Source organism: Endozoicomonas elysicola (assembly GCF_000710775.1).
GTDB classification, from domain to species: Bacteria; Pseudomonadota; Gammaproteobacteria; order Pseudomonadales; family Endozoicomonadaceae; genus Endozoicomonas; species Endozoicomonas elysicola.
The window spans coordinates 1,300,117-1,315,880 of the sequence record NZ_JOJP01000001.1 but is presented as its reverse complement, the minus strand read 5'-3'; the positions used below and the strand labels follow the sequence as shown (position 1 = coordinate 1,315,880).

General features: G+C 40.4%; 14 protein-coding genes. 2 read left to right on the top strand and 12 right to left on the bottom strand.

Going from position 1 to position 15,764, the window contains the following annotated elements; all coding sequences use genetic code 11:
• Positions 1-212: 212 nt before the first annotated feature.
• Positions 213-2,549 carry a hypothetical protein gene (locus tag GV64_RS05570; protein ID WP_020581123.1) on the top strand — a complete coding sequence of 779 codons (2,337 nt, stop codon included), beginning with the start codon at positions 213-215 and terminating at the stop codon, positions 2,547-2,549.
• Positions 2,550-2,872: 323 nt separating this feature from the next.
• On the opposite strand, the gene GV64_RS05565 is transcribed toward GV64_RS05570, so the two are convergent.
• The 10 genes from GV64_RS05565 to GV64_RS05520 all read right to left on the bottom strand — a co-directional run bounded on the left by GV64_RS05565 (position 2,873) and on the right by GV64_RS05520 (position 11,874).
• On the bottom strand, positions 2,873-3,634 hold the full coding sequence (locus tag GV64_RS05565; RefSeq protein WP_020581124.1) for a nuclease-related domain-containing protein: 762 nt from the start codon (positions 3,632-3,634) through the stop codon (positions 2,873-2,875).
• 85 nt (positions 3,635-3,719) lie between these two features.
• Positions 3,720-4,949, bottom strand: coding sequence for a restriction endonuclease (locus GV64_RS23605; RefSeq protein WP_152553933.1), 1,230 nt, complete (start codon positions 4,947-4,949; stop codon positions 3,720-3,722).
• 182 nt (positions 4,950-5,131) lie between these two features.
• On the bottom strand, positions 5,132-5,560 hold the full coding sequence (locus GV64_RS05555; protein WP_020581126.1) for a hypothetical protein: 429 nt from the start codon (positions 5,558-5,560) through the stop codon (positions 5,132-5,134).
• Positions 5,561-5,620: 60 nt separating this feature from the next.
• Entirely contained in the window at positions 5,621-6,208 is a 588-nt protein-coding gene (locus tag GV64_RS05550) for a DUF6988 family protein (protein WP_201772469.1), read from the bottom strand.
• A 218-nt stretch (positions 6,209-6,426) separates the two neighbouring features.
• The gene (locus GV64_RS05545) at positions 6,427-6,885 is read right to left on the bottom strand and encodes a hypothetical protein (RefSeq protein ID WP_020581128.1); all 459 of its coding nucleotides are present in this window, start codon (positions 6,883-6,885) and stop codon (positions 6,427-6,429) included.
• Positions 6,886-6,889: 4 nt separating this feature from the next.
• The gene (locus GV64_RS05540) at positions 6,890-7,807 is read right to left on the bottom strand and encodes a DUF6731 family protein (RefSeq protein WP_020581129.1); all 918 of its coding nucleotides are present in this window, start codon (positions 7,805-7,807) and stop codon (positions 6,890-6,892) included.
• 90 nt (positions 7,808-7,897) lie between these two features.
• Positions 7,898-8,527, bottom strand: coding sequence for an HNH endonuclease (locus GV64_RS05535; protein WP_020581130.1), 630 nt, complete (start codon positions 8,525-8,527; stop codon positions 7,898-7,900).
• 2 nt (positions 8,528-8,529) lie between these two features.
• A complete protein-coding gene (locus GV64_RS05530; RefSeq protein WP_081622028.1) occupies positions 8,530-10,032 on the bottom strand; it encodes an AAA family ATPase in 1,503 nt (500 codons plus the stop codon).
• Between the two features lie 111 nt (positions 10,033-10,143).
• Complete coding sequence (locus GV64_RS05525) at positions 10,144-10,845, bottom strand: hypothetical protein (RefSeq protein ID WP_020581132.1); 702 nt, start codon at positions 10,843-10,845, stop codon at positions 10,144-10,146.
• Positions 10,846-10,962: 117 nt separating this feature from the next.
• Positions 10,963-11,874 (bottom strand): hypothetical protein, encoded by a 912-nt coding sequence (locus GV64_RS05520; RefSeq protein WP_152553932.1) that lies wholly within the window; start codon positions 11,872-11,874, stop codon positions 10,963-10,965.
• A 732-nt stretch (positions 11,875-12,606) separates the two neighbouring features.
• On the opposite strand from GV64_RS05520, the gene GV64_RS05510 reads away from it, so the two are divergent.
• Positions 12,607-12,825, top strand: coding sequence for a hypothetical protein (locus GV64_RS05510; protein ID WP_020581136.1), 219 nt, complete (start codon positions 12,607-12,609; stop codon positions 12,823-12,825).
• An 80-nt stretch (positions 12,826-12,905) separates the two neighbouring features.
• On the opposite strand, the gene GV64_RS05505 is transcribed toward GV64_RS05510, so the two are convergent.
• Together GV64_RS05505 and GV64_RS05500 are read right to left on the bottom strand one after the other, a co-directional pair.
• Complete coding sequence (locus tag GV64_RS05505) at positions 12,906-14,213, bottom strand: hypothetical protein (protein ID WP_020581137.1); 1,308 nt, start codon at positions 14,211-14,213, stop codon at positions 12,906-12,908.
• 117 nt (positions 14,214-14,330) lie between these two features.
• Complete coding sequence (locus GV64_RS05500; protein WP_020581138.1) at positions 14,331-15,635, bottom strand: zonular occludens toxin domain-containing protein; 1,305 nt, start codon at positions 15,633-15,635, stop codon at positions 14,331-14,333.
• Positions 15,636-15,764 lie beyond the last annotated feature (129 nt).

The following is a 15,764-nucleotide window of genomic DNA, read 5'->3' as shown; positions in this document are numbered from 1 at the left end:
CTGGACACTTTTTGGACACTTCAGATCGACTAAATCAACAGCTAATAGGCACTATCATTCCTAACAATGCATGTATTAAAGAAGTATAAAATAACTTTTTTATTCAGTAATTTACGAAATAATCACGAATTACCTGGGCTGGCATTGAATTTTTTGGATTAATAAAACTCCAACTTCACTGAATCAAGCTATTTAAAGTCAGGGATCATCAAGTGGATACTAATAACCAGCTCTTACCATACCACCTTAACTCACACTATTCCTCTGCTGCTCTCCATGACAATAACTCTGCACATACAGGGCGATGGACTTGCCACCAAAGAGATGAATTGCTTGGCCAAAAATCTATTCTCACTAATAACCTGGCGCCTACTCCTCCCCACAAAAGCCTCAACAAGTACAATCCTCAGACTGTTATACAAGTACACCCTTTTTTCTCTGATATTGAAAAGACTCCCCATCTGGAACATGAAAAACTGCTTGGAATGATGATGCCAGAAATGGAAAAACCGGCAGAAAAAAAGAAAAACAAAGAGTCAGAAAAGCCTAAAGAACCGAACTCTCAAAGGCTATTAGATGACCTTCACATTTCAGACTCAGAACTGGACGAGTTTTTAGAGATGGATCTGGAACTACCCATAGAAGTTTGGGAAGCACCTGATGTTCGCTACCAGAGATTTGATAAAGAACTGCAGCAAGACTTACAACAAATCAGAGAGGGCAATGGAGAAAAGGCCACAGAGAAATTAAAAGCATTTTTCAGAAATAGTGCCCATGACTTTGTTACCCCTGACAAAACAAAAGCCACACACCACTTTACTGAGTATGTTCGACGTGTTTATCAGCTCGACAAGCTAATGCCAGCAAGTATGGAAGCGAAAAGTGAGGTTGTCCGGCATGCCATAGAGCAAATGACTGACAAAATGGATATGCTCATGGATGATGTCAGGACTGCCTGCATAGCCAAAGCCTTCAGTAATCCTACCTTTAAAGATGCTCAGGAGAAGGTAGAATCGGATACCGATAAGTCTCTTCTCAGAAGGCTACAGGCACTTTCCGCTTTTAACTTTATGAAAAATGAGGTTAACGCACTGGCAAGAGATTCTGGAGTTTCGGCACCTTCAGCTCCCGATGATGGAGATCCTGGATGTGATTCTGGTCTCGATGAACCAGAATCTGACGATGAAGACACAAAAGAGCCTGTAGCTGGATCTCTTGATCAACCATCAACAAGTCATAAAAAGCAGGACAACACAGACACTACTGATAAAGCCTCAAGCTCAAAGCTTTCAGAGCTGGAAAGAAAGCATCAGGAAGCCACAGAAAAAGCAATGGAGGAGTTCGATAAAATGCTCGAAGATACAGCTAAATTTCTCGAGCAGTCAAAAAGAAAAAAAGAAGAAGCAGCTGAACCAAAACCATCTACTCCAAGGCCTGAAGCAAAACCTAAACCTGTTGCCAGCAGACCACCCATAGCAAAGGAAAAACCAAAGCCTGTTACTCCTGCTGTTGTCACTAAAACCTACCCATCAATCGCAGACATCCGCAAGCTTAAGGGAGACATGGCTATTGCAGATGCAGTGCTGAAATTTGTAGAAAACTGTAAAAGCGAGCGTGAAAGACAACAGCTTGATAAATTTCTGGAAGAGCGCTGTGCAGAAAAATCAAAAACCATTGTCCGTGATCTTAACCAGGTCAAAAAGCAGGCGATGAAACCCAGTGAATCTGTCCACAAGTTTTCAGAAACCGTAGGCTACCGCCAGATTGCCGAACAGATTGCTCCACCCTCAGCAAGAAAACTCTCTGAAATAGCAGAGAATGAAAAAGTCCCCAGTAAGGACGGCAATATTGATGGCACCATGCTGCACCTGCTAAAACAGTCAGTAGTCTTTCCAAAAAGCTGGGATGTAAAAGGTGATCCAGCAAAATGGACACGCAGGGAATTTTTGGCTGAGTTTGAAAAAGGAGCCTCAATGCATTCGGAAAGTCAGCGACAATGTGTTCGCAGGTACGTTGATGATATTTTAAAGCTCTTCAAGCTGAAGCAGTATCCATTCGGCTGGGGATTTGACAGGGAGCGCAAAGCAACACCGGCTGACGAAGAATTCGAACTCATGGCTAACGTCATGTACGACAGGTTTATTGGCAAGCCGCTGTTTGATTTTAGAGACTGCAAGCGTCTGGATGTATTCACAGATCAGCAAAAGCACAAATTTCTGGAAACACTCTTTGGCACAGAGGTGATGTCTACGCTTAAACAGATAATAGTAGAAGGAGTCAGAACGAAAACAACGCTGCCTCACGAATCTGTTGAAAGAGCCAGAGTCAAACACATTAACAGCATGGTCGTCGCACTGTTTAACGACAGAAGAAAGGGTGGGTACTTCCTGGTAATTGGCAAAAGCGCAGGAAACAAGGGGCAGGCTTTCCCTGTAAAGGTGGTAAATCGACTGGCTATTGAGTGCCTCAACCAGGAAAAAGGAAGTAACTACATTTACAAGGCAATGGGGTTACCTATGATTTCAGACAACTGGAATGCTGTCAGATAAGTGATTCAAACTTGCAGGCTGAGAGCGAATACTTCCGTTAACTATCGCTTAGGTTAAATTTGTTGGACACTTCCTGGACTTTATAAACTTCGATAACGGTATTACCAGAATAAAAGCAACAAGCATCAATAAGTTAGACAGTTGGTATTTATTAAAAAGATATGATTTGAACCCTAGTTCTAAATTAGGGTTCTCTTTATTTTTCAATAAGTTAACCAATTTCAGACATCAAGAAATAGCCGTTTTCCCGCTATTTCCCGCAGTAATACGCTATTTTCTGGACACTTTTTGGACACTTGAAAAGGGGGATAAATGAAGACTGATCAGGTAGTCCTGATGTATCTGGATACACTGTAAGTCGCCTGCATGACCTGCTGTTTTGAAAGCAGCTTGGGGGTATTGGCAATAAAGGTAGGTAGGGCTTTGGGATTCAAGACCCAAATATCACGGTTTGCTTGGGAGGAGTTTACATACCATTCGGGGAATAAAACGACAGGCCGTATAGGATGCGTTTCACCGGTTGTTTCAAGTAGCAGCTGCCTTAGCCAGTCGGCTTCTGCTTTTGCCTGATGAACTATTTTTTCAGTGGTGAAGCCATTCACCGTAATCTGATCACCTTTGACAACGACTGCCGAACTTCCTGAACCTGGCTTGGAATAAGTCTTGGTTTCAATCGTAAAAAGGCCATGCTCACAAATCACCACATGGTCAATATTGAAGTCATCACAGACGATATCATGGAAGACTCTATAACCACTGGCTTTCAGGTTATCAAGGTATTGGCCTACGATCTTCTCGCCATCCCTGCCCTGCTTTAGCCGATTAACCTTAACCATCAGCCGGCGGATCTTCCATGCGCTGTATAAGACAGCCAAAACAGCGATAATAGTCAACGCTACGGGATGATAGCCAACATCAGTATACCAGCGGTACCATTCGTAGAAAGCTAAAACCAAAGCAGTTAAAGCAACAACAAGATAAGAATTGATTTCAACATCAAGTAGATTTTGAATATATTCATCCAGAGATTGCCCTGGATTCCTTAAAGGCTTTTCCTTGAGAGGGGATCGCCAGCCCTTGCGCATACTGATCTATACCATTTTGGTCTCCGACATAGATATATCGGTGTATGCACAGGTCACTGGAGGCATAGATAAACCCCGCAAAGAATTATTTCAATTTCCCTTCAGCCCAGAGTATATCGAACGCCTCTTTTGCTTTTCGCTTGTGGTTAACACACTCAACCATGTGATCTTCGGAGCGCCAGTCATCACAACGCCAAGGGAGTTCGTACCATTTCTCCCATGCTTCTGATTTTCTTTGCATCTCCTGCGCCAGCTCAAGCTCATAGGCCAGTGCTGCTTTACGTTCAAGAGCAAACACCTGCTCATCATAGGAGTCAGTTACAGGCTGAACAGAAGAAGCAGTTTGAGTCCTCTGTTGCCCACTCTCACTCTGCTTATGGGATTGTTGCACACCTTGCTGAACGTTCTGGGCATTTTCCACCATAGAGGCGCCGAACCAGTCAAACACAGAGCCAATGGCTTTTATAGCTCCTGCGACAAGACCAATGGAAAGAACAATGCTAACCAAAAGCACCTTGCCATTACTTCTACTTTTCGAGCTCTGCCTAGAGTTTCTTCCGCCACTGGATTCAGCAGCCCAAGCTTCAGCGGATGCAGAAGCACCTGAATACCTATAGGAAGATTTGGTTTGGTCATTGCCACCAGATGACCAGTTATTATTGGAAGAACCTGTGTATTGCCTTGACCGATTTCTGGATGTATTGAAGATACGGTCATAGAAATCATCACTATCGCTTGCCTTAGATTGGCCTCCTTTTACATGCAGCCTCTGACGACATGAAGGGAAGTTACGACACCCCCAGAACTGCTCTCCACTATTTTTACCTTTTGAGACAGTACGAAGCACCATCTTAACTTCGCATTTCGGACAGCTTGGGGTGGTATAATCTCCAGCCAGAGCTTGATCAGCCAGCTCTTTGTGCTGATCTTCAGGTAACTGGCTAATAAGCGATAAAAGCCTTTCACCAGAAATCAGTTGCAGCTTCTTCCCTTTCGCAAAAGCCATAGCATCGTCAGTAAAATCACTGGCAGTGATAAAAATACCGATAGGAACCTGGTCTCCAGCCATGACACCATAGAGTTCACGAACAACCTTCACTCCAACTTTTTGATTTGACCAGGCTTTGCATTGAACGTAAACCTTAACAAGCTTACCTTCAGGAGATGTCCTTTTCAGTACAACATCAACACCCCCATCTGCACCAGAAGCCGTTAATTGTGAATCATAACCTTTATGCAGGAAATATTGATGACAAAGCTCTTCGAACCGTTTCCAGTCCATTTCCTGAAGATGATTAATTGTTAGATGAGACAAGATTAAAGACCTGATAATAGATTTCGCTCAATGAAAGACTTGCTCCCGATATTATCTAGACTTTGCAAAAAATAAACACCTTCGTAGTCATGATGGTCAGATCTTTCATTTTAATAAATTCAACATTCAAGACTAGACCCTAGTTTTACTTGAAGCCAAAATGAATTGGCAGCACATATTTATTACAACATTTTTTCAATATCTGCAGCTCGTGCTAAAAAGTAGAAACCACAGACAAATGAACCATAAAACCATAGATGATTCAAATCCATCAATAACGGTATTTTTTCACCGAATATTCCAAGAAGGCCCAACGTTATAGAAACCGTTGATAAAATAAGAAGCGCTGTTGATTGCGTTATTATTTGAAGATAAACCAAAAGATCGTGTACTCCCCAGGCAATGCCACCAATAACAGCAATGGCCGACACTAGAACAGCAATGAATTGAAATATCTGGATACTCATTGAAGTTTTCAAATCAACTTCTAAACCAAAAAAAGTGAAGTTTGTCTGCGTAAGAAATGCTGTCACCAGTAAAGGTACTACAAGAACTTTACTCAGTTCCTTCAAAGTTTTTAATTCAGCAAACTTTGGAATACTCTCGATCAACGCCTAATTCTCCTTATTCATATTGATACTGCCCTAATCTTCAATTGCACACAGAATTTTTTATAAAGCAATCTCTACTTTCATTTGAAAGCAGTCAGAATACTCCTCTAGAGACCTGTAGACATCTTTAGTTAAGTCGCTCTGGCCAGTCAGGACTGACGCAAATATTGCGACCAAACCATTTACACCATTAGAAGCTTTAAGGGCTTGAATCAAAATATCAAGCGGATATCCCTTACTGTGTCGATCAATCGCATGAAGCCCGCCATGTACATACGAACTTAAAGGCTTCCAGGAATATTCCTTAAATTCAAGTATCGGATCAATTGCATTTTTTGGAGCTTTACCCTCCAGCTGTTTTATCATCTCAGATAACATAGGAAGGTTATTTGCCCTCTTCTGGCTTTCTTCAGTTAAGTCAGCAGTCAATTTCCTTAACGCTGTATCAGAAGCAGCATAGAGAACCCACATACCTCGGACTAAAGACTCAAACTGTAATCTCAATAGACTGATCGCAGAAGTAAAGTTTCTTGAAGCTAACAATATTTTGAAACTCTCAGCGTGTTCAAGAGACACACTGCACATTATTTTACTGACTCTGATTCTGTCAGAGCTATCATACGCTGGCTGCTGCAAAATATGAGTCACAAATTTCTCATAATCTGAAGATCTGGATAGTAGGATGTCTATTTTAAAAAGCCTTATTTTGTAATTCTGAAAAATAATTCAAAGATCAAGCCCTTTTTTCCAATAAATTCAAGTTTCAAGACCTGACACCAGCCTTTGAGCAGCCTTTGAGGGCCTAACAACAAACTTAGCGGTAAAAGTGGAGTGAATGTCCGCAGGACATTTTTGTTAGGGGTAGATCACATATGAGATGCAAATTTTGAAAACTCTCTCCACACACTAATAAATTGGCATATGGAAAAGCTAAGAATGAATACTCCAAACACTAAAATAACACTCAAAATTTTTACTGTTGAAAAAAGGCCTGTAGTAGCCACCATTTTTTGATCAGGTATAAAAAGACAAATCAAAAAAATGACACATACAAATAGTAAAAAACCCATAGTCGTATGTAGCTTTTTAACTAACTTTGGAAGATATTTTGTTTTTTGAGTATTCTGGACAAGTTTATTACCTTTGGCTGAAGCAATCATTGTTACTGATGCCATAACAAAGCCAAATAAAATCCCTGCAACAGTTGCCACAGTAGATGATATGGGTTGGATTTGAGCAATTTTCATGGTTGGTACTACAGACCATGAGGCATAAGCTACAGCAGTAGAAATCATAAGATAAGTCACCGCCTCACGTTTTTTCATAGCATTAGGCCAGCCTTTCTTGGTCTAAAGTTCCAAAATAACTTGACACTTCAACTTCTTTTTCTGAACGGGCTTCCCAAATTGCCGACCACATATCAGAACTTGAAGGGTATCGACCGCTAATTGTAATATCTTTATCAAAAACTAACCTATCTGTCACGAGATCAAGCGGATGAGAAATACCGCCATCCTCAAGAACCAGATCAGCCTTTTTGACATCAAACTTATTCTTTAACTCAAGGAATGCACGCTTAAGCGAAGAGTCAAGATAACGCTTTTCTGGATCTCCAGAATGTCCATCCCCTCTAAGAATTAGGTTTACTGTTGCGGCATTTGAACTGTTCAAACTCTGAATTATAGTATTATTAAAATCATGCTCAACATTTTCAAAAAGAGCTGGATTTGTTGGCCTTGCGATAGTCAATGTCGCAGCTCTGAGTTGAACTTCATCATCCATTAATCTTTGAAGATCAGCCGGTTCAATTATTGGATTAAGAGAAACATTATAACCATTAATTGACAAATAATGAGAAAAATAATCTGAACTTATAGCATAACGATTTCTTTGGAAGATTATTAATGAATAATCACTAAAATATTTAAAATACGCTTTCTCTAACAAATGTTCATTTTCGTTCAAATCTATTTCTCTTTCTTCTCCTCCTGGAACAGCTGCATGTGGTAAATTGGCCTTTCTGTATTTACCGACAGTACCACGATAACCATAATCAGTAATTTCAATACTTCTCAATTCAATTTCACGTCCAGCAACTTTTCGGACAGTATTCGTTTCTAAACCATCAAATAAGGACTTAAAGTGAGATAAAATCCCTTCCATACTCATTGTTGGCAATTGATTAGAACTTCTAACATCACACTGATAGAAATCAAAATAGAATTTCTTTGTTGTAACTTTTACCATTTATTACTCCTTTTAATATTTAAAACTTAGGTCTCACAATCCCCTAACACCTAAATCAGGCAGCCCTCATACTTCACCTGAATTTAATTTTTAGGGACCTTGAAACTGGTTAGTCATTTCACGCATTTGATTAATAAAAAGCTGCTTATCTGCATCTGATGCTGTACGCAGACTTTCTACAAGTTGTTGTATAGGCGAGCTGTTTGATAAATTTTTTCTAGCTTTCTTATGAACTCGTTTCAACCTGTAAAGCTTACACTGCTTTATTGTTTCACAGCCTTTTTCATCCAGTCCCTCGTAGATTGAGCCTGAGTGAATTTCAATGCTTGATTCATAGTTATCGAAATGAGCATGTACGATAATTATATTGGTCCCTGTCCTTGGATATTTTTTGATAGGTGACTTTAAAACTTCTTTTGACCCTTTTGACGTATTGCATCCAGGACAAGATAAAGCGAGGTTTTTGGTGTGAAATGTGAATTTCTCATACTTTGATTTTGGCAAAATGTGCTCAATATCCACAGCTTTAATGTCATAACCCAATTCATTTCTACAATAACAGCACTTATTATTCTGCTTTATACGAAGATCATTAACTAGATTTTCTTTTATTCCCTCAAATACTGATTTTTCCCAATCTTTGTGTGTGGAAAAATGAGTATCTATAATTTTTTTTTCACTAGCAGTGAGTTGATATGCTTCCAGTATTCTTGATGACATCGTTATTTTCTCGAAGATACTAGAATGCTGAGAATTTCATGCATAGGATCTATAGATTTTAAATTTGGTAAATATCTAGCAAACCTAGAAGAAAGCTCAATATATCTAGCTGATGTTTTTTTACCATCAGCAAGAAGTTCTAGAGCTTCTGAAACCTCTTTTGATAAGAAATAATTACGTGTTGAAGGCAAATCAAAGATATTCAGAAGTACATCTTCAGCTGACAGACCATGTGTTTCATGATCTATATAATTAACTTGGATATTTGATCTTTTATCATTTTTAAAATGAATGACATGTGAACGATATAAAGGTAAATCTGAAATAATAAAGTGTGAATGTGTTGCGATAATGACATGACAACCTTTAAACTTACTAATTATTCTATCAATCAGATTTACATAACGATATTGCCATGTCGGATGAAGGCTAATCTCTGGCTCATCAATTACCACCAAGCAATTATCTGTAAGATTTGGAATTAGACCTATAAGAGTTGAAAGAATGCTAGCTTCACCAGAACTAGCATCATAAAAATCAAACTCTCCTCCTCCGATCTTATATAGACTTATTTCTGGCCCCCTTACCAAATCATACCGTTTTAGCTCTTCTAAAAAGAAATACTTATTACTTTCATGAAAGTCTAAATTGTTTTCATACCTGATACTATTTTTTTCTGAAAAGTTTACTATGAAAGAATATTCAGAACGCTTACCACTAAAAATAGTTTTATCTAATGTTTCAGCATAAAACCTGGCAAGATCATCCCAGTAAGTATCTGAATATATTTCAATAGCCCTATTATAGAAACTCGTTCTAAACCCACCTCTTTTCTCAGACCAATCTTTTAATAATGATTTTAGGTCATTCCCACTAAAAACAAAAAGACTGTGATTCTTTATGAAGTCAGGTATTCGTATGCGATATGATAATTTAATAACTGGCTCATAATTCAAGTAATTAAATATTTCACGATACCGTTCATTGTTGTTATTTTCGTGCATATTTTCAAGCATGGTACCAATCGCACGGTCCATTAGAGCACGACTTGAGGATGCATTCACACGGTTCTTTGTACCCAGATACGTGTAAAATTCTTCTTTAGAATTCAATCTATTTTCAAAGTTTTTATTCCTGCTTTGTCTATCTAGAGGAAATTTATCGGAAAGACTTGTTGAGATAGCAATCAATTTGTTCGGGAATTTGACTTTTAAATTCTCACTAGCTCTTCTATTCTCATCGTTAATTTTAAAAAAACGTTCTATTTTTACGACCTCCTTATCAAGCTCATACTCTATCTCGTATTCAATAGGCTTCCTTCGTTTTCCTTCAATATTTTCTAAAAATGCGTTAACTAAATTTGAAATAAACCTGCTCTTACCTGTCCCATTATCTCCAATAATCACACTAAAATAATTTTCTTGAGAAATACTTTTTGTTAAATCTACATGTGGGCATGTGAAACTTTCACTATGCACTCTAAATTTATTCACTCTAAATGACACTTCAACTCCTTAAGAAGTGATGTTTTACTCAATACTGATTTGACAACTAACACCCTTATTCGGCACGCTGCAGGCGTCTCAGGCTGCTTCTACCGTAAGTGACGTAAGTAATTAGATTTTTTCTTTAGAGTAGTACTTTTGTACTTGTGAGGAAGGGATAAAGTCTAAAGTTTTACTCTCAACATTCCATAAGACAAAATATTTATCGTAAGCTCTTGCAATCACATACTCTTTTTTACTCTTACCAATTTCGAAGTAGTAATGCTCTCCCTCGGGCAGTCTTTGAGCTGATATTGCACCAGAAAAAAGTATTAATATTGCAGCTACTGGAAACCAGCGCGTAAAAAAATAAAAATTAGTACTTGTTCTTTCTACAACCATTTTGTGGCTAAAGCTAAAGTCGTGAATAAAAAACCACCACGTAATTAGCCCAAACATCCAACCAAACAGAGGCACTTCAATTTCCATAAAATACGCAAATGGAAGGAATGCTGCTAATAGAATAAAAGGAATTATCGGTGATCGACGCCAAAGTGCTAGTAACTTTGGATTTTTGGAACTTTGAATTATCTCTTCTTCTGTATGAGCACGCTCAATCCTTCTCGAAATGAGTTCATTAGCTATTATTATAAAAATGACAAAAAACGTTGATGGAATCCATATTAGAGAACTCCGCAAATGATCAGATAAGGTTGTAGGTATTTCAGAAAATGAAACTCCATACCAGAAGAAGAAACCAAAATCATAAGTTACAGATATAGATAAAACCAAAGCAGTAAAACCGGTGATTACATTTGGTAGTTTCTCAAACAACTCAACCCCCTTTAATTTATTCTAAAACCTAATACCGCCAACACAAATGGCCGAAACTTGGACAAGGCTGCTCAGTTCAATATACTATTTTAAATAGAATGATTGTATTTATCCTTATTAGCTTTTTCTATAAGAACTAGGTTCAATGCAATCACTTATTTTAACCATATTCCCTGAACCCAAATTTACGTAAAAAAATCCAGCTCTACTTTTCTCATCAGAAATATCAACATTACAGATATGATGATCTCTAAGCCCTCTTTCTTTTGAATAAAGAAGGAACATAAGCTCTTGTGTATTTATCTCTACAACAAGCCCCGAAAAATCGAGTTCATAGCACTTTTTTAATACTTTTACCTTTGGAGAAGGAAATTTAATTTTGAACTTGTCATTATAGAATGGTTGAAAATACCGGATTAATGCAGCTTCCACGATACCTATCTGCTGCTTTTCAGATAAAGAGTTTTCCAGAATGCTTCGGAAACGGTTATTTTCTACATTATTATCATTTTTAACATTTGAACTGCCATCCATAGTTATAAGCAATTGGTATGGTTCAAACTTCACCATCAATACTGATATTTCACTGTCAGGATACTTATGGTAGCTGTCAGCAAGTATCTTTTGTAACGTTGAGTGGCTTTTTAGCCTTTCGTGAGCAGACCTTGTTCCATTTCCAAATGCTTGACCGATGTAAAGTACTTCGAGCTGTTTGAGCGGGCTCTCCCACCCCTGATTTACAGAAATCACACTCGCAGGTAATCCCCTTACTTTTTTCCCCTCTTGGTCATAAGTAGTAATTTCTCTATGCGGATAATCACTCACGGCTAGGGTAACAGCGCCATCTAATAATGGAAATTCACCCTTATAGCTAAATTTTTCTTCTTTTCCATCAATTTTGTATCCCACATCAACTTCTAAAGTTTCACCATCATGCTTCATAGTATCTTTGATGAAATACGTGGATGGCCTCCTACAAATCAAGTAGATGTGGCAAGTTTTTGAGACATTCTCAGCTTCTTCATCCATTGTTCCTTCGGACTGAATTTGATCTGATGGCATCATAAGCCACTTCGAACTACATATATGTACACTGTATTCTGAAAGATATTTTCTAGTTTTCTTCATCTTTTTCTTAGTGTGGAGTCTAACGCTTGTATGTGAGGTGTCGAAGGCGTCCCAAGCACCTTACTGCTGAGCAAGGCAAACTTGATATCTAGTGCTGGAGTAAAGATATGAATGAAAATTTTGATCTTCTGGGCTTTGAGCTCTTTAACTTTTCTCAGTACTAAAACCCACGCTACCGCCCGTCCAGACATCTCCAGGAATAGTCAGATAATGCTCTTTTTGCACGACATATAATGTTTAATTTCATAAGCTGCAAATAGTACCATCGCTCCGTCCATCTTTATATTGCTTCTTATTTCTTTTTTCTCCATCCACTACAGTGGATCTACCTATCCAGCTATACACAGCTACAGCCTTTGCCCTCTCTGTACCTCAGCTCTCTACATCAATGTGGATAAGTAGACGCTCTCAGTATCTTTTCTTCCAGCTCTGATGAGCTGCATCAGCCATCACAGAGACGTTAAAAGAATGATTTCCATATCACTGTCATCCCCCTTTTTTTGAATTGCCGTAATTTTGAACAACATCGTACTTACTCAAAAATATCTGTTGTCCTGTGGACAAAACATTTTTTGGACACGTTCTCTTGCTGTTCCTGGACAAATTACATTCAAAAAAAAGAGGTAACACATCATGGAAACACTCACTAACTCTATGCTCTGCACACTGATTCACTTGACCAAAAACCAGCTGGAAACCAAAAGACAGGAGATTGCTAACCTCTCTCAGTACACCACCAAAGTTATCCGAGAGAGCTATAACTCAGAAGTGGAAGAACTGGTGGCCATCAAGGATATCCTCGACTCAGTTCTCAAACTGCACGATGATAAGCCGAAGTCCACCAAGAAATAACTCAGAGGGGTTATCCCCTCTTATTTACAGGGATGTAATCTATCCTGAAAATGCAAGGAGCAATTTTCAGGGCTTACTGATTAGATGCTATACCCCAGCAACAGTCTTTCCTGGTACGACTCCTTCATTCGTTCGATCAACTGGTGCTCTGTTGTGTCATTGCTCTCATAGTGAAGAGCAATATCGTTCCAGATATAGCTTTTCTGAAGTTCTGTGAGCACTTTGTGGAAGGTGGCTCCCTTTCTGGCACAGGCTGAGAGAAAGTTGCCCACATAGAGCTGGTAATTTTTGCCGGAGAAGGACGTGGCTTTTTTGTAGTACCGCTTATAGTGCAGGTTGTCTTTATAAGAGGATTCAGGAAACCGGAAGACAATGTCTTCCTGAAGCACTGTCCAGATAGGGTCTATATAGTTGCTGTTGTACTTGAGCTTGAAAGTGGTCAGGCCGTAGTTCCAGAGTGCCTGTATATGCTGTATTACCTCTGAGTACGTGTTCATTTTGACACCCACCTCTCCGGTTTTGACATCACAGCTACCCAGGGCAAATTGCTGTATTACTGAATGGTGGAAACGAAGCTCGAACCTGAAGACATCTTTATCCTGTTCATAACCGAATGAGCCATCCGTGGTTTTCGTGGTTTCCTGCCATTTGTGTTCCATGTAATCCAGCTTATCGTTGCTTCTGGCCTGTATGGTTTTGTTGTAAATCGCTAACTGGACTGCACCGGCAGAACCAAACTTGAATGACTGTGAGCGGTCGTAGGTGCAGGAGATTTCAGACAGGTTAAATTCTGCTTTATCAAACCCATTGAACTGTGCAGAGCGTCTTGATCGACAGTGCATCCTTTCAGACAGTTCGTTATCAGGTCTCCAACCCTGAATATCCACAGCCAGATGAATCGCTGGATAATGGGCTTCTGCACCGACCAGTACTTTTTTCGCAATCCTGTTTAGATACTGATCCACCTTTTTCGGAGACCGGTTATCCAGGAACCACGGGGAGCATTCGATTTTCAGGTGGGAGCCGTAAGACTCCGCTTTGGTGTGGTACATCTTAAAGAAGATGATGATCCCCAGCTGATTGTTCTGGAGCCGGTACTGATAGCCAGAGGACTTGGAGCTTTTACCCAGCAACCAGTCAACGCTTAAAAACCGGTAGGTTTTCTCACCAAGACTCAAAGACTGTTCACAGTCAGTGATGAAGTCCAAATTCATCTGCCCTTTGAATAACTGCCTTAATGTATCCACATAGGTTCCGACAATCTGGAAATTGTCTTGATAAAAATCTGCCACTTTCCCAAATTTGGGATGAACAAATAGCAGCCCTTTTTCACTGGGTATGGTTTCGCTTCTGTCCTCGGACAGTTCGTATCGTTCTAACGATTTCATAAAAACTCCTTTTCTTATAACTTTTATAATTTCCACTGGTTTGGTTTAAAGACGTGCTACAGGGACGTCTGCCTGTGCAGGCTGCGCTGCGCGTTGCAGCCTGGCACAGTGCCCACTCTAGAGTTCGTCATAAGGCTCAACTTCTCTTCTGCTGCTGCGGCGACTGTTTCTGTCGTGTCGTTTATCCGAGAGTGTTTCGTCAAAGTAGCCATTGCGGACAATGGCCTTGCACAGGTAGTCCGGCACATCCATGCGAGTCACCCGCTGGGAGTAACAGATGCAGACTTCCTGTGCGGTTCCCTCCCGCCAGAGCACACAGTTTTGTGGTTTGGGAAAGGAACGGGGTTTGGTCAGGTGATCGTAGACCGGCGCCGTATGAGCCATGCCGGTGATCCTCGGCTTGCGCTCTTCCAGATACTGCTCACGGCTTTGAGGCTCGGTGTCAGCAACCGGCAGCAGAGAACCGGAGGGTTCTGGTGCCGGTGCGGCTTCGCCTTGTTGATCAGGGGTAAGCGTGGTGTAGCCGAGATAGAGTGCAAAACCGACAGCACCGAGCAGTATCGGGATCAGCCAGATCACCGGCGGCAGGCTCAGCTTGTGGGTGTGCTCAAAAGCAGAGAAGTAAACCCCGAAGTATTTTTTAGGTTTGCCAGTGACGGTCTTTTGCCCTTCTTTCTTGGCAAAGTGATCATCGGGGTCAGCGCACTTGTCCCAGGTATATCGGGTAACTTTAGAGGAACCCCAGAAATTGAAGTAGTGGGTATGGTGTCCGCACAGCCTTCTCAGGTGTACATCAAGAAAGTTCGGATGCTGGGTTATCAAGATGACATCAAAGCTGTCATGGCGATGCTTTTCAAAGCGTGATGCATACAATGGAACTTTGTCTTTGCCGGAGCGTACCGGAAAGAACTCCTGTGCCTCATCAATCACCAGTACCGAGTAGCCTTGCAGATCATACCATTGGTGAGGATCAGGGAAATGTGTCCAGTGCAGGTTCAGATGCTCGAAGTCCTTGAAGGTGAGTTCGACACCTTCAGGAGCGTTCTTCTCGATCTCAGAGACCTTCTGAACCTGTGCAGCGGGATAACAGATTTTGACCCACTTCAGCCATTGTCTCAATGGATCGTGTTGTTTAAAAACCGCTTCCAGAAATGGCGCATCCTTGAGTTCCACAAATCGCTTTTGTTCATGGATCGGTTGAATCATGGGTGCGATGACGGACTTCTGATTCTTGGTCAGCGACGGTAGATAGATGTCGTAGAAAAACGCCTGAAAGGTCTGGCACTGCTGATAGTCCAGCAGGTTCAGTTTGATGTTGTTGTAGAACTTGGGTCTGCCAGCGTATTTCTTATCGGTGCAGACGGTTTTGAAGCAATTCAGGCTTTTGCTGGCACCTGGCCTGCCGGTAATGAAGTGAAGCATCGCACGTGTCCCTTTTCTCCTGTGGTCATCCTTGCGGATTGTTAATGGCTGCTGATTTTGGGTTCCGCAGGAAACCGAGTTCTTTTCAGGAAAAGAACACCGTTTCCAGCGGCTCAATAGACAGCGTTA